This window comes from Microbacterium halophytorum (genome assembly GCF_002970975.1).
Taxonomy (GTDB): Bacteria; Actinomycetota; Actinomycetes; order Actinomycetales; family Microbacteriaceae; genus Microbacterium; species Microbacterium halophytorum.
Window position 1 is genome coordinate 82,150 of sequence record NZ_PNFA01000013.1, and the last position, 18,143, is coordinate 100,292.

General features: G+C 70.8%; 13 protein-coding genes. 8 read left to right on the forward strand and 5 right to left on the reverse strand.

Annotation, left to right across the window (positions count from 1 at the left end; genetic code table 11):
- Positions 1 to 63: 63 nt before the first annotated feature.
- Positions 64 to 1,461 carry a dihydrolipoyl dehydrogenase gene (gene lpdA / locus C0010_RS12425; protein ID WP_105567406.1) on the reverse strand — a complete coding sequence of 466 codons (1,398 nt, stop codon included), beginning with the start codon at positions 1,459 to 1,461 and terminating at the stop codon, positions 64 to 66.
- Between the two features lie 9 nt (positions 1,462 to 1,470).
- On the reverse strand, positions 1,471 to 2,190 hold the full coding sequence (locus C0010_RS12430; protein WP_105567407.1) for a copper resistance CopC family protein: 720 nt from the start codon (positions 2,188 to 2,190) through the stop codon (positions 1,471 to 1,473).
- Between the two features lie 267 nt (positions 2,191 to 2,457).
- On the opposite strand from C0010_RS12430, the gene C0010_RS12435 reads away from it, so the two are divergent.
- From C0010_RS12435 to C0010_RS12445, 3 genes are all read left to right on the forward strand, one after another.
- Positions 2,458 to 2,895, forward strand: a complete 438-nt coding sequence (locus tag C0010_RS12435) for an FHA domain-containing protein (RefSeq protein ID WP_232531951.1) — start codon at positions 2,458 to 2,460, stop codon at positions 2,893 to 2,895.
- 2 nt (positions 2,896 to 2,897) lie between these two features.
- Entirely contained in the window at positions 2,898 to 3,584 is a 687-nt protein-coding gene (ftsR, locus tag C0010_RS12440; protein WP_105567409.1) for a transcriptional regulator FtsR, read from the forward strand.
- Positions 3,585 to 3,758: 174 nt separating this feature from the next.
- Positions 3,759 to 4,301 (forward strand): MerR family transcriptional regulator, encoded by a 543-nt coding sequence (locus C0010_RS12445; protein ID WP_105567410.1) that lies wholly within the window; start codon positions 3,759 to 3,761, stop codon positions 4,299 to 4,301.
- A 67-nt stretch (positions 4,302 to 4,368) separates the two neighbouring features.
- Here C0010_RS12445 and C0010_RS12450 read toward each other — a convergent pair whose 3' ends face one another.
- Positions 4,369 to 5,172 carry a ParA family protein gene (locus tag C0010_RS12450; protein WP_105567411.1) on the reverse strand — a complete coding sequence of 268 codons (804 nt, stop codon included), beginning with the start codon at positions 5,170 to 5,172 and terminating at the stop codon, positions 4,369 to 4,371.
- 187 nt (positions 5,173 to 5,359) lie between these two features.
- Between C0010_RS12450 and C0010_RS12455 the strand changes: the two genes are divergently transcribed.
- From C0010_RS12455 to def, 3 genes are read left to right on the forward strand one after another with little or no spacing between them, the layout of a single operon-like run.
- Positions 5,360 to 8,767, forward strand: coding sequence for a pyruvate carboxylase (locus C0010_RS12455; RefSeq protein WP_105567412.1), 3,408 nt, complete (start codon positions 5,360 to 5,362; stop codon positions 8,765 to 8,767).
- 11 nt (positions 8,768 to 8,778) lie between these two features.
- The gene (locus C0010_RS15310) at positions 8,779 to 10,929 is read left to right on the forward strand and encodes a nucleotide-binding protein (RefSeq protein ID WP_232531946.1); all 2,151 of its coding nucleotides are present in this window, start codon (positions 8,779 to 8,781) and stop codon (positions 10,927 to 10,929) included.
- Positions 10,926 to 11,417 carry a peptide deformylase gene (gene def, locus C0010_RS12470; protein WP_105567413.1) on the forward strand — a complete coding sequence of 164 codons (492 nt, stop codon included), beginning with the start codon at positions 10,926 to 10,928 and terminating at the stop codon, positions 11,415 to 11,417. The genes C0010_RS15310 and def overlap by 4 nt, the downstream gene beginning before the upstream one ends.
- 254 nt (positions 11,418 to 11,671) lie before the next feature.
- On the opposite strand, the gene C0010_RS12475 is transcribed toward def, so the two are convergent.
- Positions 11,672 to 13,501, reverse strand: a complete 1,830-nt coding sequence (locus tag C0010_RS12475; RefSeq protein ID WP_105567414.1) for an AMP-dependent synthetase/ligase — start codon at positions 13,499 to 13,501, stop codon at positions 11,672 to 11,674.
- 113 nt (positions 13,502 to 13,614) lie between these two features.
- On the opposite strand from C0010_RS12475, the gene C0010_RS12480 reads away from it, so the two are divergent.
- Entirely contained in the window at positions 13,615 to 14,304 is a 690-nt protein-coding gene (locus tag C0010_RS12480; RefSeq protein WP_105567415.1) for a lysophospholipid acyltransferase family protein, read from the forward strand.
- Between the two features lie 9 nt (positions 14,305 to 14,313).
- Positions 14,314 to 15,651 (forward strand): class II 3-deoxy-7-phosphoheptulonate synthase, encoded by a 1,338-nt coding sequence (locus C0010_RS12485; RefSeq protein ID WP_105567416.1) that lies wholly within the window; start codon positions 14,314 to 14,316, stop codon positions 15,649 to 15,651.
- Between the two features lie 147 nt (positions 15,652 to 15,798).
- Here the strand turns inward: C0010_RS12485 and pknB are convergent, their stop codons facing one another.
- The gene (gene pknB / locus C0010_RS12490) at positions 15,799 to 17,973 is read right to left on the reverse strand and encodes a Stk1 family PASTA domain-containing Ser/Thr kinase (RefSeq protein WP_105567417.1); all 2,175 of its coding nucleotides are present in this window, start codon (positions 17,971 to 17,973) and stop codon (positions 15,799 to 15,801) included.
- Positions 17,974 to 18,143: the final 170 nt, after the last annotated feature.

Here is an 18,143-nt window from a genome sequence, read left to right on the forward strand (position 1 = left end):
CACACGGCAGGAACGCGGAAGGCGCCCCGCAGAGCGGGGCGCCTTCCGCGTGAGCGGGCGTCGTCACATGTTGATGAAGTGGCCCATCAGGCCGTGGAAGCCCTCCTGCAGGGTCTCCGACAGGGTCGGGTGCGTGTGGACGTTGCGGGCCGCCTCGACGGCCGTGATGTCCCACTTCTGCGCGAGCGTCAGCTCGGGAAGGAGCTCCGACACGTCGGGGCCGATCATGTGAGCGCCGAGCAGCTCGAGGTGCTCCGCGTCGGCGATCAGCTTGACGAAGCCGACGGGCTCGCCGAGGCCGTTCGCCTTGCCGTTCGCGCTGAACGGGAACTTCGCGACCTTGATCTCGTGGCCCTCGGCCTTGGCCTGCTCCTCCGTGAGGCCGAAGCTGGCCACCTGCGGCTGGCAGAACGTGGCGCGGGGCATCATGCGGTAGTCGCCCAGCGTCTGCGTCTCGGCCTTGCCGATCGTCTCGGCCGCGACGACGGCCTGCGCCTCGGCGACGTGGGCGAGCTGCAGCTTCGCCGTGACGTCGCCGATCGCGTAGATGCCCTCGACGTTGGTGCGCATGTAGTCATCGATGCCGATCGCACCGCGCTCGGTGAGCTCCACGCCCGTCTTGTCGAGGCCGAAGCCCTCGACGCGGGGGGCGAACCCGACCGACATCAGGACCTTGTCGGCGTCGATCTCGCCGGTCTGACCGTCGCGCGTCTCGTACGTGACGTGCACGCCGGAGCCGTTGTCGTCGACCGTCTTGACGCCGGTGGACGTCAGGATGTCGATGCCGAGCTTCTTGTACTGCTTCGTCAGCTCCTTCGAGACATCCGGGTCCTCGTTCGGGAGCACCCGGTCGAGGAACTCGACGACCGTGACCTTGACGCCGTAGTTGCTCAGCACGTAGGCGAACTCCATGCCGATGGCACCGGCGCCGACGATGACGATCGAGGACGGCAGGTCGCGCGTCAGGATCTGCTCCTCGAACGACACGACGTTCTCGCTGAGCTCGATCCCGGGGAGCGAACGCACGGTCGAACCCGTCGCGATGATCACGTTGTCGAACGTGACCTCCTCGACGCCGCCGTCGCTGGAGGCGACCGAGATCGACTTCGGGCCCGTGAAGGTGCCCCGCCCGTCGTACTCGGTGACCTTGTTCTTCTTCATCAGGAAGTGGATTCCCTTGACGTGCGTCTCCGCGACCTTGCGGCTGCGGTCGAACGCGGCCCCGAAGTCGAACGAGACGTCGCCCGAGATGCCGAAGAAGTCGGCCTTGTGGTTGAAGGTGTGGGCCACCTCGGCGTTCTTCAGGAGCGACTTCGAGGGGATGCAGCCGACGTTGAGGCAGACACCGCCCCAGTACTTCTCCTCGATGATCGCGGTGTTGAGTCCGAGCTGTGCGGCGCGCACGGCGGCAACGTATCCGCCGGGGCCCGCTCCGAGAATGACGACGTCGTAATGAGCCATGGACCGATCCTATCGCTCCGAATCGGGGTCGCCGCCCGCCGGATCATCTGTGCGTGCGTCGCCGGCCGGCGGATAGCCGCGGCGCGTGCGCAGCACCGCCATCGCGATCACGGCGCCGCCACCGGCGACCACGACGAGCCCGCCGACGATCCACGGCAGGTTGCGCTGGAAGGAATCGGCTCCGGCCGGGGCGCCCTCGGCGGCGTCGGCCTCCTCCGCGCCGCCCGCGTCGGCGGGCGCGTCCGCGTCTTCGGAACCGCTCGCGTCGGCGGTCGCCTCGTCCGTCTGTTCCGCTGCTCCGTCGGAGCCCGCGGCGTCGGCGGCCGATGCCGTCTCGGCGGCGAACGAGAACGTCCCGTCGATCGGGTGGCCGTCGTTGGACACGACGCGCCACGTCACCTCGTACTCGCCGGCGGCGCCGCCCGCGAGCGGAACCGTGACGTCCGTGCCGGAGAGCTCCGGATCGCCCGCGACGTCATCACCCGCGGGGGAGAGGACCTCGACGGCGGTGCCGTCGCCCGCGTCGATCAGCTCGCCGCTGAAGACGAGCGTGAGCTCGTCGGGGAGCACCTCGACGGTGCTGTCCGCCGCGGGGTCGGACGCGACGAGCTGGTCGTGCGCCGACGCGGGGGCGGATGTCGCCAGCGGCAGGAAGACGAGGGTCGCGGCGGCGGCCGCGACGAGCGCGGTCCGAGAGCCGCGGCGGGTGAGAGCGCGCGCGGTGTCCATGCCCGCGACGATAGCCCCGGCTTCCTGACCGGGCACTGCATCCGGAATCCGAAGACGCGCCGCCCGATGCGCTCTTGTGGCGGGCCCGGTCCATGCGGGAGAATCGAGGCTTGATGAGGTTCCGCCCGCGACCGCGGGTCGTGCGGCCCGACGCACGACGGAGCTCGATCCGAGCCCAGGCTCGGATCAGATACGCTGGACCGAATGGAGGAGGACCGCGTGTCAGACACACAATTCCCGGCCACGACGGCGGCCGATCTGGGGCGAGTGCTCCTGCAGGACGGCGGCGGTGAGCCGAACACGCAGAGCCACGACTCCGACCTCTCCTACGTGCCGTTCGCCGGTGAGCTCTCCGCCGCCGAGCTCGAGGCGATCCAGTCGCTGCCGAGCCGCTCGGCGCTGCTCGTCGTGCGCTCCGGCCCGCTCGCCGGAGCCCGCTACCTCCTCGACTCCGACGTCACGACGGTCGGCCGCCACCCCGACGCCGACATCTTCCTGGACGACGTCACCGTCTCCCGGCGCCACGCGCAGGTGCTGCGCGAGGGGGCGACGTTCGAGATCGTCGACCAGCGCTCGCTGAACGGCACCTACCTCGACGGCGATCGCGTCGACCGCGGCGCGCTGCACAACGGCGCAGAGGTGCGCATCGGCAAGTTCCGCGTGAACTTCTTCCGCTCCCCGCACGACCTCTCCGCGCAGGGGTGAGCGTGGGCTCGCCCGCGCAGCGCGATGCGGCGGCCACGGCGGGCCTGCTGAGCATCGGCCAGGTCCTCGCGCGCCTTCAGCCCGATTTCCCGCAGCTGACCTCGAGCAAGCTGCGCTTCCTCGAGGTGCAGGGAATCGTCTCGCCGCAGCGCACAGCGAGCGGTTACCGGAAGTTCTCCGACGACGACCTCGAGCGCCTGCGCTTCGCCCTGACGCTGCAGCGCGATCACTACCTGCCGCTGAACGTCATCCGCGAGCACCTCGAGCGCGCCGATGCCGGTGAGGGGGCGGGCCCGCCGGTGGCCCCGCCGTCGATCCACTCGACGGGCACGCACTACGACCGCGCCGAGCTGCTCGCCGCCGCGGGCGCCGCGCCGCAGCTGCTCAACGACGCCATCAGCACGGGCATCATCGACGCCGGCCGCACGTACACGGAGCGCGACGCGAAGCTGCTCTCCACGCTCGTCGCGCTCGACCGCCACGGCATCGAACCGCGCCACGTGCGCGGCCTGCGCCAGACCGCCGAGCGCGAGGCGGCCCTCGTCGAACGCTCGATGTCGGCGCTGCTGCGCCGGACGGACGCGGCGTCGCGCGCCAAGGCGAGCGAGCTCGCGCCCGAGCTGGCGGCCCGGCTCGACGACATCCGCTCGGTCTTCGTGGCCGACGCCATCGCCCGCCTCCTCGACTGATCGCCATGCGCCGGCGTTCGAACGGTTCGCTCCCGCGGCCGCGCGGACTCGGCGGTGCGATGTCTCGCTTCGGTAACGCTCGCGAGACACACGGGCGACACGATCCGGATGTCGTTGCCGGGCACCGGGTGCGGGCGTAGCTTTGAGTTGATGTTGAAGGATGAAGGGGAGAACATGACCGATCGCACGCCGGCGGAGCCCGGGTTCGCCGTCGATGTCCTCTTCACCGACGGCCTGCCCGACCTCGACCCCGACGCCGGCTACCGCGGTGCGATCGCCGCGCGCGCAGCGGGCATCACGTATCGCCAGCTCGACTACTGGGCGCGCACCGAGCTCGTCGTCCCGACGATCAGGAACGCCGCCGGCTCCGGCTCGCAGCGCCTCTACGGCTTCCGCGACATCCTCGTTCTCAAGCTCGTCAAGCGGCTCCTCGACACCGGCATCTCGCTCCAGCAGATCCGCACAGCCGTCGAGCAGCTGCGCGCCGCGGGCGTTCACGACCTCGCGGGCATCACGCTCATGAGCGACGGCGCCTCCGTGTACCTGTGCACATCGAACGACGAGGTGATCGACCTGGTCAGCCGCGGGCAGGGAGTGTTCGGCATCGCGGTCGGCAAGGTCCTGCGCGAGGTCGAGACGACGCTCGTCGACTTCGACCCCACGGCGCCCGACCCCGTCGACGAGCTCGCGGCGCGCAGGTCCAAGCGCTCCGCCTGACGCGCGCACCGCGCGCCGTAGCTACGGCAAGAGCCCCGGATGATGATCATCCGGGGCTCTTCTCGTCTCAGCTGTCGCGCGGGTCGGGGATGCGGCCCGAGCGCATCACCCGGTCGAGCAGCGCGTCGAAGTCGCCCGCCAGCTCCTGGGCCGATTCGCCCGGCCACACGTGCAGGGGCTTCGCGGCGCCCTGCGCCTGCTGCAGCGACGTGCGCTCGGGCAGCTGGGGGTCGAGCACGAGCGGGCCGAACATATCGCGCAGCTCCTTGATGCGGAACTGATGCTCGATCGACTGGCCGCGCACGCGGTTGACGACGATGCCGAGGGGCTGCAGGCGCGGGGAGAGGCCGCGGCGGATCTCCTCGATGGCGCGCAGCGCGCGGTCGGCGGCGGCGACCGAGAACAGGCCGGGCTCCGTGACGACGGCGACGCGGTCGCTCGCCGCCCACGCCGTGCGGGTCAGCGCGTTCAGCGACGGGGCGCAGTCGATCAGCACGAGGTCGTACTCGCTCTCGAGCATCGCGAGCGCCTCTTCGAGCTTCCAGACGTCGCGCACGCTGGGGTGCGGGCCGTCGAAGTTGATGGCGGACGGGCTGCCGAGCAGCACGTCGATCTTCCCGGAGTGCACCTTCGACCAGCCGCTCGGGGCGATCGCCTGGCGCACCGTCTTCTCCTTGGGGGAGGCGAGCACGTCGGCGATGTTCAGCCGCCCGGACGTCGAGACGTCCATGCCGGTCGAGACGTCCGACTGGGGGTCGAGGTCGCAGACCAGCGTGCGCAGGCCGCGCGCGAAGGCGGCGGATGCGAGGCCGAGCGTGACGGTCGTCTTGCCGACGCCGCCCTTGAGGGAACTGACGCTGAGTACGTGCACCCCTACACGTTACATTCCGTTACCTGACCGTGGCCGACAGACGCGGCGGCGGACAAGAAGTCTCACCGTCGGCTTCTCGGAAAGAAGCGCGGATCTTGCGCCTCAGGAGCGGGGGCGACCGGCGGGGCGCCCCGCGGCGTCCCCTATGCTGACCCTGTCCCGCCCACCCCGCAGCCTGAGGAGGCCCATGTTCGACAAGATCCTGGTGGCGAATCGAGGCGAGATCGCGATCCGCGCGTTCCGGGCCGCGTACGAGCTCGGTGCCCGCACCGTCGCCGTGTTCCCGTACGAGGACCGCAACTCGCTCCATCGGTTGAAGGCGGACGAGGCCTACCGGATCGGCGAGGAGGGGCATCCCGTGCGGGCGTACCTCGACGTCGACGAGATCATCCGCGTCGCGGTGGAGTCGGGCGCCGACGCCATCTACCCCGGCTACGGCTTCCTCTCGGAGAACCCGCAGCTCGCGGAGCGCGCGGCGGAGGCGGGTATCGCGTTCATCGGGCCGAACCCGCGCGCGCTCGAGATGGCGGGGAACAAGGTGACCGCGAAGGAGCACGCGATCGCGGCGGGCGTGCCCGTGCTCCGCTCCACTGCGGCGACCGACGACGTCGAGGAGCTCCTGGCCCAGGCGGAGCGCATCGGCTTCCCGATCTTCGCCAAGGCCGTAGCGGGCGGCGGCGGCCGCGGCATGCGCCGCGTCGAGACGCTCGAGGAGCTCCGGCCAGCGCTCGAGGCCGCGATGCGGGAGGCCGACAGCGCCTTCGGCGACCCCCGGATGTTCCTGGAGCAGGCGGTCGTGCGGCCCAGGCACATCGAGGTCCAGATCCTCGCCGACAAGCAGGGCGCGACGGTGCACCTGTTCGAGCGCGACTGCTCCGTGCAGCGCCGCCACCAGAAGGTCGTCGAGATCGCACCGGCGCCGAACCTCGATCAGGCCGTCCGCGAGGATCTGTACCGGCACGCGGTCGCGTTCGCCGAGTCGATCGGCTACGAGAACGCGGGGACCGTCGAGTTCCTGCTCGAGACGGCGGGGGAGCGCGCAGGGGAGGTCGTCTTCATCGAGATGAACCCCCGCATCCAGGTCGAGCACACCGTGACGGAGGAGGTCACGGACGTCGACCTCGTCGCGTCGCAGATGCGCATCGCGGCCGGCGCGACGCTCACCGAGCTCGGGCTCACGCAGGGGAGCATACGCCTCCACGGCGCCGCGATGCAGACCCGCATCACGACGGAGGACCCGACGCAGGGCTTCCGCCCCGACACCGGAAAGATCACGACCTATCGATCGCCCGGCGGCAGCGGCATCCGGATCGACGGCGGTACGACCGCGGCGGGGAGCGAGGTCAGCCCGCACTTCGACTCGATGCTCGCCAAGCTCACCTGCCGCGGGCGCGACTTCCCTGCCGCCGTCGCCCGCGCCCGTCGCGCGCTCGCCGAGTTCCGGATCCGGGGCGTCGCCACGAACATCCCGTTCCTGCAGGCGGTGCTCGAGGACGCCGATTTCATCGAGGGCGACGTGTCGACGTCGTTCATCGACGAACGACCGGGCCTGATGAAGTCGCGCACGTCGAAGGACCGAGGTTCGAAGCTGCTGGGCTGGCTCGTCGACACGACCGTGAACAAGCCCCATGGGGAGAACCCCCTGGGCTACGCACCGGCATCGAAGCTGCCGGCGACCGATCTCACGCAGCCGGCGCCGAGCGGCTCGCGCCAGCGGCTGCTCGAGCTCGGGCCTGCGGGCTTCGCCAAGGCGCTGCGCGATCAGACGCCGCTCGCCGTGACCGAGACGACGTTCCGCGACGCGCACCAGTCGCTGCTCGCGACCCGGGTGCGCACGCGAGACCTCGTCGCCGTCGCGCCGCACGTCGCACGCACCGAGTCGGAGCTCCTGTCGGTCGAGGCCTGGGGAGGGGCGACCTACGACGTCGCCCTGCGCTTCCTCGGCGAGGACCCGTGGGAGCGGCTGTCCCGCCTGCGCGAGGCGCTGCCGAACGTCGCCATCCAGATGCTGTTGCGCGGCCGGAACACGGTGGGGTATACGCCGTACCCCACCGAGGTGACGGATGCGTTCGTGCGCGAAGCCGCCGACAGCGGCGTCGACATCTTCCGCATCTTCGACGCGCTCAACGACGTGTCTCAGATGCGCCCGGCGATCGACGCCGTGCTCGGCACCGGATCCACCGTCGCGGAGGTGGCCGTCTGCTACACGGGCGACCTGCTGAACCCCGCTGAGGATCTGTACACGCTCGACTACTACCTGCGCCTCGCGGAGCAGATCGCGGCGGCCGGAGCGCACGTCCTCGCGGTCAAGGACATGGCGGGACTACTGCGGCCGGCCGCGGCGGCGAAGCTCGTCACGGCGCTGCGCGAGCGCTTCGACCTGCCGGTGCACGTGCACACGCACGACACCCCTGGCGGTCAGCTCGCGACGCTGCTCGCGGCCTCGGCCGCCGGTGCCGACGCCGTCGACGCCGCCAGCGCGCCGATGGCGGGCACGACCAGCCAGCCCTCGCTGTCGGCGCTCGTCGCGGCGCTCGCCCACACGGAGCGCGACACCGGGCTGTCGCTCGCCGCCGTCAGCGACCTCGAGCCGTACTGGCAGGCCGTTCGGCGCCTCTACGCGCCGTTCGAGTCGGGGCTCGACGGGCCCACCGGCCGCGTCTACACGCACGAGATCCCCGGCGGCCAGCTGTCGAACCTGCGACAGCAGGCGATCGCGCTCGGGCTGTCCGATGACTTCGAACTCATCGAGGACATGTACGCGGCGGCCGACCGCATCCTCGGCCGCGTGCCGAAGGTCACGCCGTCGTCGAAGGTCGTCGGCGACCTCGCGCTGCAGCTCGCCGCAGTCAGGGCCGACCCCGCAGACTTCGAGGCGCACCCAGAGCGGTACGACATCCCCGACTCCGTGATCGGCTTCATGTCGGGGGAGCTGGGCGACCTGCCCGGAGGGTGGCCGGAGCCGTTCCGCAGCAAGGTGCTCGCCGGGCGCTCCGCGAAGGCGGGCGTCGAGCCCCTCAGCGAGGCCGACCGGGCGGGCCTGAGCGGTGACTCCGCTGCGCGCAGGGCGACGCTGAACCGCCTGCTCTTCCCGGCGCCGACGCGCGCGTACGAGCAGACTCGTGCCGAGTTCGGCGACGTCTCGCTGCTCGAGACCGCCGACTACCTCTACGGCCTCCAGCCGGGCACGGAGCACGTCGTCGAGCTCGAGAAGGGCGTTGAGCTGTACGCGGGCCTCGAATCGATCGGCGCGGCGGACGACAAGGGCATCCGCTCTGTCATGACGACGCTCAACGGACAGCTCCGCCCCGTTGCGGTGCGCGACCGCTCGGTCGACGTCGACGTCGTCCAGGCGGAGAAGGCTGACGCGTCCCGACCAGGGCACGTTGCCGCACCGTTCGCGGGCGTCGTGACGCTCAAGACGGCCGTGGGAGATGTCGTGAAGGCGGGCGAGGCGATCGCGTCGATCGAGGCCATGAAGATGGAGGCCGCCATCACGGCAACGGTCGACGGCACCGTCGAGCGCTTGTCGATCGCACCGACCCAGCAGGTCGATGCGGGCGACCTTTTGGTCGTGCTCAGTCCGACGCAGTAGATTGGCTCATCGTGGCACGTCACGAGAAGCATTCCGACGAGAGCGTCGAGGACCATGGGCTCCTCGACGCTCCCGTCGTCGAAACGACCGCGCTGAATCTGTCGGGCCTGCCGACCGAGCAGGTGAATCTCACGCTGCCGCGCGGCTACCAGGACCTCGACGACGAAGACGATGACGATGTGGTCGACGACAGCCCCGATGGCTTCGCATCCGGCTCGATCGTGCTCGAACTGCCGGGTGCCGCACACCGCGGCGCGGACGACGCTGCGGCCGGAAGCGGCGCTCCGGGGGAGCCGGGTGGCGCCGTCGAGGCCGCCGACGAGCCGGCTGACCAGACGGACGGCGGCGCAGGAGCGCCGCGCGGGGCCGGCGACGCCGAGAGGGCTCCCCACGGGGCCGGCGACGAGGCGGAGGGCGACGCCGACGAGGTGGGCGATGCCGGCGAATCGGACGATGCCGAGTCGGGCGACGCCGAGGACGAGTCGGGCGATGTCGACGAGCCGGACGACGCGGCGGACGACTCTCCGGGCGATGCCGGCGGGTCGGGCGATGTCGACGACGAGTGGGGCGACGCCGAGGACGATGCCGCCGAGGGCGACGACCGGGCCGACGCCGCCGCTGTCGATGCAGATGACCTCCATGAGCAGGGCGGCGCCGAGGAGGGCGATGAAGCCGCGGAGCCGCGGGACGACGCCGACGATGCGGCGATCGGCACCGGCGAGGGCGAAGAGCCCGGCGACGCAGCGGATGGGGCGGCGCTCGGCGCAGACGAGCCCGATGGGGCCGACGGCGCCGAGAAGGCGCCCGATGAGCACGCGGACGAGGCGGCGCCGTCGGGCGACGGCGCGGAGGACTCCGGCGAGATCGACCGGGCGGCCGACGCCCCCGGCGACCTGCCCGCCGAGGACGACGCCGTCGCGAGCGGAACCGGCGGGGCCGACGAGGCGGCAGACGCGGAAGCGGCCGACCGGATGACCGACACCGCAGACGGGGCGGCACCGACCGGCGAGACGGACGCGGCAGACGACGAGGCCGCGCGCCGGCACGCCCTCACGGCGGGGGAGCGCCAGAACGACACCGCCGGCGCAGACGCGCCGGTGACGACGGACGACGCCACGGAGGCGGAACGAATGGCAGACGGCAACAAGGCGGAAGCGGGCGGGGCGCGGTTCCTCTCGCAGCAGGCGCGCCAGAGCTCCGGCGGCGAGAGCGCGAGCCTGCTCACGAGCGACCGACTGATCGAGCCGGTGCGCAGCAAGCGCAAGCCGGAGGGCGCGTGGCGCGGGTTCTGGTACTCCGTGTCGGGCGGCCTGATCAACCTCGGCGACAGCAAGCGCGTGCGCGAGCGCAAGGAAACGCTGACCCGCATCGCGGCGCCGCTGCCGGGTCGCGCCCGCTTCGTGCCGGTGCTGAGCCGCAAGGGCGGCGTCGGCAAGACGACCGTGACGACGCTCCTCGGCATGGCGCTCGCCGACGCGAGGGACGACCGCGTGATCGCCGTGGACGCGAACCCCGACCGAGGCACGCTCGCCGAGCGCACCGCGAACCGCACCAACCGCACGGTGCGCGACGTCGTGCGCCGCCACGACAAGATCCGCGGCTACGCCGACATCAGCGACCTCGTCGCGCGCGACGCGACGCGCCTCGACATCGTCGCGAGCGAGACCGACCCGCACGTCGCCGACGCGTTCGACGCTTCGGACTACCGCACGGTCGCGGAGGTGGCATCGCAGTACTACTCGCTGGTCCTCACCGACACGGGAACGGGCATCATCCACTCGGTGATGGGTGCCACGCTCGACATGGCCGACCAGCTCGTCGTGGTCGCCGGCCCGAGCGTCGACGAGGCCAGGCTCGCGTCGGAGACCCTCACGTGGCTCGAGGCGCACGGCCGGGCCGACCTCGTGCGCGGTGCCGTCGTCGTCCTGAACCAGTCGGCTCCCGGTCGATCGCTCGTACGCCTCGACGAGCTCGAGTCGCACTTCTCCTCCCGCGTGCGCGCCGTCGTGCGCCTGCCGTACGACGAAGCGCTCGCCACGGGCGGCGCCATCGTGTTCGGCGATCTCAACGGGGCCACCCGTGACGCGGCCCGCGAGGCGGCGGCGCACCTGATCGAGGGGATGCGCTCCGCCGCCATGCACTCGGTCGGGGACGACGCATGACGGTCCGTGAGATCCGCCTCTACGGCGACCCCGTGCTGCGCACGCCGTGCGCGGAGATCACCGAGATCGACGACGGCACCAGGGCGCTCGTCACCGACCTGCTCGACACGGTGAAGCTCCCGGGGCGGGCCGGCGTCGCGGCGCCGCAGATCGGCGTCGGCCTCCGCGCCTTCAGCTACAACGTCGACGGCGACATCGGGTACATCCTGAACCCCCGCATCGTCGAGGTGCGCGGCGAGGCCGAACCGACGGGGGAGGGCTGCCTCTCGGTGCCGAACCTCTGGCACGACGCGCGGCGCCACCCGTACGCCCGCGCGGAGGGAATCGACCTCGACGGCAAGAAGCTCGTCCTGGAGGGCACGGGGCTGTTCGCCCAGATGCTGCAGCACGAGACCGACCACCTCGACGGCATGGTCTACCTGCAGCGGCTCGACAAGGAGACCCGCCGCGAAGCCATGAAGCAGGTCCGCGAGTCGAGCTGGTTCTGACCCGCGGGCCGTGCGTACGCCGCTGCGTTCTCGTCGCTGGCCGTACCGGGCCCACGGAGGCGGAGGCTCCACCCGATGCGCATGCAGCGGGTGGGAGGGCCGACGGGGCGTACGCCTGCGCTCCTCGGCCTTGCGCTCCACGCACACACGACCCGCGGGCCGCGCACCGAGCCTAGGCAGATTTCCCCGGGCTAGGCGCAATCCGCTCAGTTCCGCCTATTCCCGGGGCTTTCTTCTACGCCCGGCGCATCGGCTCAGCCGCTGACCGAGACGTTCGTCGTCTCGTTCGGGTCGCCGTAGAGGCGCTCGACGTCGGCGGCGAAGTCCTTCATGATCTGGGCCCGCTTGATCGACAGCTTGGGCGTGAGGTGGCCGGAGGCCTCGGTCCACTCCGTCCCGAGGATCTCGAACTTCCGGATGGACTCTGCCCGCGAGACGAGCTTGTTCGCGTGGTCGATCTGGCGCTGCACCTCGCCGCGGACGGCCGGGCTGTGCGCCGCCTGCGCGAGGGTCAGATCGGGCGATTCGCCGTGCGTCTTCAGCCACGCGGGCAGCATCTCGGGGTCGAGCGTGACGAGTGCGGAGATGAACGGCTTCTGGTCTCCGACGACGACGACCTGGCCGACGATCGGGTTGGAGCGGATCGGGTCCTCGAGCGTGTTCGGCGCGACGTTCTTGCCGCCCGCCGTGACGATGATCTCCTTCTTGCGGCCCGTGATGCTCAGGTAGCCGTCCTCGTCGAGCTCGCCGATGTCTCCCGTCCGGAACCAGCCGTCCTCGAACGCCTTCTCGGTCGCGGTCGGGTTGCGCCAGTACTCCTTGAAGATGTTCACGCCGCGCAGCTGCACTTCGCCGTCGTCGGCGATCCGGATGTCCACACCCGGCAGCGCGGGGCCGACGGAGCCGACCTTGATGCGCTGCGGCACGTTGACGGAGGCCGGCGCGGTGGACTCCGTGAGCCCGTACCCCTCGAGGATCTTCACGCCGAGCCCGCGGAAGAAGTAGCCGAGCCGCGGACCGAGCGGGGCGGAGCCCGAGACGGCGTACCGCACATTGCCGCCCAGGGTCTCGCGGAGCTTGGAGTACACGAGCTTGTCGAACAGAGCGAACTTCGCCTTCAGAACCAGGCCGATCTTCTCACCCTCCTGCTCGCGACGGGCGTGCTCGATCGCGACGCTCGCCGCGGAGCGGAAGATCTTGCCCTTGCCCTCGGCCTCGACCTTCGCCTCCGCGGCGTTGTAGACCTTCTCGAACACGCGGGGCACGGCCAGCAGCACCGTCGGCTTGAACGACCCGAGCGCCTGAACGAGGTTCTTCGTGTTGGGCTCGTGGCCCGTCCGAACGCCCGCCTGGATGTACAGAACGCTCATGAAGCGCGCGAACACGTGCGCCGTCGTGATGAACAGGATCGTGGACGCGCCCGGCTGGTGCACGACCTCGGTCAGCGAGGCGGCGGCGTTGCGCGCCGTCTCGACGAAGTTGCTGTGCGTCAGCACGCAGCCGCGGGGGCGCCCCGTGGAGCCGGACGTGTAGATGATCGTGGCGAGGTCGTCCCCCTTGGCGAGGCTGCGCCGCTCGGCGATCTCCTCATCCGGGACTCCAGCGCCGACCTCCGTCAGCTCTTCGATCATGCCGTCCTCGAGCACCCAGGTCTGCCCGATGAGGGGGAGGTCGGCGGCGACCTCCTGGTAGCGCTCCAGGTGCTCGCGCGTTCCCGTGATCAGCCAGGTGGCGCCCGAGTCCTCGAGGATCCACTGCACCTGCGACGCCGAGCTCGTCTCGTACACGGGCACCATGACGACGCCGGCGTAGTGCAGCGCGAAGTCGACGAGGGTCCATTCGTAGGTCGTGCGGGCGAGGAAGCCCGCTTTGTCGCCTGGTCGCATTCCGGATGCGGCGAAGCCCTTCGCGAGGGCGATCACCTGCTCCTCGAACTGGCGGGCGGTGATGTCGCGCCAGCCGTCACCCTCCGGCACGCTGAACAGTGCCCGGTCGGGCGTCTCAGCGACGCGCTGCACCAGCAGATCGGCGATGTTCGCGTCCGGATCCGCGGGGACGAGTGCGGGGATAGAGGTCTGGTTCACGGCAACTCCTTCGGCACCGTTGGGGCGGGTGTTCCCCCACTCTATGGGATCGAGAGCCTTCGGTAAGCTGTTCCGGCGGGGCGCGGGGCATGCTCGCGCGCGGAAGGGGAGCGATGTTCTACTGGCTCATGAAGTACATCGTCGTCGGACCCCTGATGAAGGCGATCTATCGGCCGTGGATCACGGGCAAGGAGAACGTCCCGGCGACGGGCGCCGCGATCCTCGCGAGCAACCATCTCTCGGTGATGGACTCCATCTTCCTGCCGCTGCTGCTGGAGCGCCCGATGTCGTTCCTGGCGAAGAACGAGTACTTCACGGGCCGCGGGGTCAAGGGGTGGGCCACGAAGTGGTTCATGAAGGGCACGGGGCAGATCCCGATCGACCGCTCGGGCGGCCAGGCGTCGGAGGCGGCCCTGAACACGGCCCTGCGCGTGATCGGGCGCGGCGACCTGCTCGGCATCTACCCCGAGGGCACGCGCAGCCACGACGGCACGCTGTACCGCGGCCGCACGGGTCTCGCGAGGATGGCGCTCGAGGCGAAGGTCCCCGTCATCCCCGTGGTCATGATCGACACGGAGAAGATGATGCCGATCGGGGCGAAGGTGCCCCGAACGGTGCGGGTCGGCGTCGTGATCGGCGAGCCGCTCGACTTCTCCCGCTACGCCGGCATGGAGAACGACCGCTACATCCTGCGCTCCGTCACCGACGAGATCATGGTCGCGCTGCAGCGCCTCGGTCAGCAGCGCTACCGCGACGAGTATGCGAGCGTCGCAAAGGCCCGGGCCGCCGGCGGGGATAGGTAGGATCGTCGGGTGACTGATTCACTCCACGACCTCGATGCCTGGCGTTCGCTCCCGATCAAGCAGCAGCCGCAGTATCCGGATGCCGAGGCGGTCGCGGAAGTATCCGCAGAGCTCGCGGCGCTCCCCCCGCTGATCTTCGCGGGCGAGGCGGACAACCTGCGCGAGCGCCTCGCGCAGGCGGCCGCCGGCAAGGCGTTCCTGCTGCAGGGCGGCGACTGCGCCGAGACGTTCTCGGGCGCAACGGGCGACAAGATCCGCAACCGCGTGAAGACCGTGCTCCAGATGGCCGTCGTGCTGCAGTACGGCGCGTCGATGCCCGTCGTCAAGATGGGCCGCATGGCCGGTCAGTTCGCCAAGCCGCGCTCGAAGGACACCGAGACCCGCGGTGACGTGACGCTGCCGGCCTTCCGGGGCGAGATCGTGAACGGTTTCGACTTCACGAGCGCCTCGCGCACGGCAGACCCGCGCCGCCTGCTGCAGGCGTACCACACGTCGTCGGCGACGCTGAACCTCATCCGCGCCTTCACGCAGGGCGGGTTCGCCGATCTGCGCGAAGTGCACTCCTGGAACAAGGGCTTCGCCGAGAACGCGGCGAACGAGCGCTACGAGGGCCTCGCCGCCGAGATCGACCGGGCGATCAAGTTCATGGAGTCGGCCGGCGCCGACTTCGACGAGCTGAAGCGCGTCGAGTTCTTCACGGGTCACGAGGGCCTCCTCATGGACTACGAGCGGCCGCTCACGCGCGTCGACTCGCGCACGGGAGACATCTACAACACGTCGGGCCACTTCCTCTGGATCGGCGAGCGCACGCGCGACCTCGACGGCGCCCACATCGAGTACTTCCGCCACATCAAGAACCCCATCGGCGTGAAGCTCGGCCCGACGACCGACCCCGAGACGGCGCTGAAGCTCATCGACATCCTGGACCCGGATCGCGAGCCGGGCAGGCTCACGTTCATCACCCGGATGGGCGCCGGCAAGATCCGTGACGCGCTGCCGCCCCTGCTGCAGGCCGTGAAGGACTCGGGCGCCCAGCCGCTCTGGGTGACCGACCCGATGCACGGCAACGGCATCACGACGGCCAACGGCTACAAGAGCCGGCGGTTCGATGACGTCGTCGACGAGGTGCGGGGCTTCTTCGAGGCGCACCACCAGGTCGGCACGTTCCCCGGCGGCCTGCACGTCGAGCTCACGGGCGACGATGTGACGGAGTGCCTCGGCGGATCCGAGCACATCGACGAAGCCGGCCTCGAGTCGCGCTACGAGTCGCTCTGCGACCCGCGCCTGAACCACAAGCAGTCGCTCGAGCTCGCGTTCCTCGTCGCGGAGGAGCTCGAGAAGCTCTGATCGCGGGCCGCGGGCACGGCATGGCGTCGCCGGTCGGAGGCCCGCTCCTCCGACCAGTCGCACCCGCGACCCGCATGAAGAGGGCGCCCGTTCCGCAGCCTGAGGCTGGGAGCGGGCGCCCTCTCCCGCATCACGGGTGCGCGGGAATCAGATGGGGCCGGTGTTGTCGAGCAGGAGCTTGACGGTTTCGCCGGGAAGGAGCTCCTCGCCGGGGCCGGGGTCGGTTCCGGTTGCGACGACCCAGCCGTTCGGGAACGAGTTCCACAGCACGTTGTACTCGACCTCGAAGCCGGCTCCGCTCAGCGCGGCGATCGCCTCCGTCCGGTGCATTCCGGCGACGTCCGGAACCGGCACGGGCTCCGGGCCGAGCGACACGATGAGCTGGATGTCGTCTCCCGCGACGAAGGCGCCGTCCTTCCCGACGGTGCCGATCACCTGGCCCTCGGGGACGCTGTCGTGGTACTGCTCCTGAGACTCGCTCACGACGTTCAGACCGGCGTCCGTGAGGGTCTTCGTGGCATCCTCCACCGATTGCCCCGCCACGTCCGGCACGGGCCCGGCCGAGACGATCATCCGGATCTCCTCGCCCTCGGCGAAGACGCCCTCCTTGCCGACCGTTCCGATCACGGTGCCGGCCGGCACCTCGTCGCTGAACTGCTCGCGGGAGTCGCCGGAGACGGTCAGGCCGGCCCCCTCGAGCATCGAGGACGCGTCCTCGGGGGAGCGGCCGGCGACGTCGGGCACGGGGCCGAGGGTCACCGAGAGCACAGCGGTGTCGCCGTCGTGGGCCGTGCAGCCATCGATGCACTCGATGAGCTCGCCGCCGTCGCGCGGCTGGATCCGCGCGTTCGTGACGTCGCCGGCCCTCGCGTCGATGAAGTACTTGCGGACCTCGCTCGTCTCGATGCCGATGTCCTCGAGCGCCGCGATCGCCTCCTTCTGAGGCATACCGGGCAGGGCGGGCACGTCGACCTCGGCCGCGCCCAGCGAGACCTCGACGGAGACGACCGAGCCCGGTTCGATCCGCGACCCGTCCTCTGGGTCGGTTCCGATGACGGTGCCGGATTCCACATCCAGGCTGTGCACGCCGTGCTCCTCGGCCGCGAGACCGAGCGCGCCGAGCTCGGCGGAGGCCTCCTCGAAGGTGCCGCCCGCCACGTCCGGCACGGCGACGAGCGAGCCGGGGCCCGAGCCCCAGTACCAGCCGGCGCCGCCCGCGAGAACCGACAGCAGCAGTACGACCGCCACGAGCCAGAAACCGCGCTTGGTGCGGCGCTCGGTCACGCGGCGCAGCGCCACGGCGTTGTCGACCTGCTGGGGGCCCGTCGCCGCGACCTCGCCGTCGGGCAGGATCTCATCGGTGATCGCCTCGGTGCGCGAGAACGGCAGCACCATGGTCTCGTCGATCGGCTCCGCGGCATCCGGGTCGATGTCGGGGGCGCTGACGGCGCCCGCCTGGGCCGACATCGGCGCGATGCTGAGCTCCTGTTCGATCGCGCGCAGGCGGTCCAGCATCTCCGCCGCGTCCGACGGGCGCTCGTCGGGCTCCTTCTCGGTCGTCCACAGCACGAGCTCGTCGATCTGCTCGGGGACGCCGGGGTTGCGCGAGCTCGGGCGGGGCACCGAGTCGGTGGCGTGCTGGTAGGCGATCTGCATCGGCTGGTCGCCGCGGAACGGCTGCTGGCCGGTCAGCATCTCATAGAGCATGATGCCGAGCGCGTAGATGTCGCTGCGCGCGTCGGCGGTGCCGCGGGTGACCAGCTCGGGTGCCAGATACGCGATCGTGCCGAGCAGCTCCGCGCCCGTCGCCGTGTTCGCGCTCGTCGCGCGCGCGAGGCCGAAGTCGCCGATCTTGATGCGGCCGTCCTCGGCGAGGAGCACGTTCTCGGGCTTGACGTCGCGGTGGATCAGGCCGGCGCGGTGCGCGGCGCTCAGGCCCGAGAGCACGGCATCCATCACCGTGATCGTCTGCGCCACCGTGAGCCGCTTCTGCTCCTTGAGCAGATCGCGCAGCGTGATGCCGGGCATGTACTCCATCACGAGGTACGCGATCTCGCCGTCCTGGCCCTGGTCGAACACGTTCACGACGTGCGGGTCGGCGAGCCGCGCGGCGGAGCGGGCCTCCTGGATGAACCGGCTCTGGAACACGCTGTCGTCGCTGAGGTGCGCGTGCATGACCTTCAGCGCCACACGGCGCTCGAGGCGCATGTCGGTGGCGACGTATACGGTGGCCATGCCGCCGCGCGCGATGCGTGAGCGCACCCGGTAGCGGCCGTCGACGAGCTGCCCGATCAACGGGTCGGCCTGCTGACGTGTGCTCACGGGGGTCAGTCTAGGCGTCGAGGGTGGCGATCCCCTGGAACGAACCCCGGAAAGACGCGGATGCGCACGGCTTCCTGACGACCTGCCGCGACGAAGTTCCTCGGTGTCGCGGCGGCAGGGCCGAGGAGTGCCGCTGTACTGCGCACTGCGAGCGACGAGAACGCAGCCGA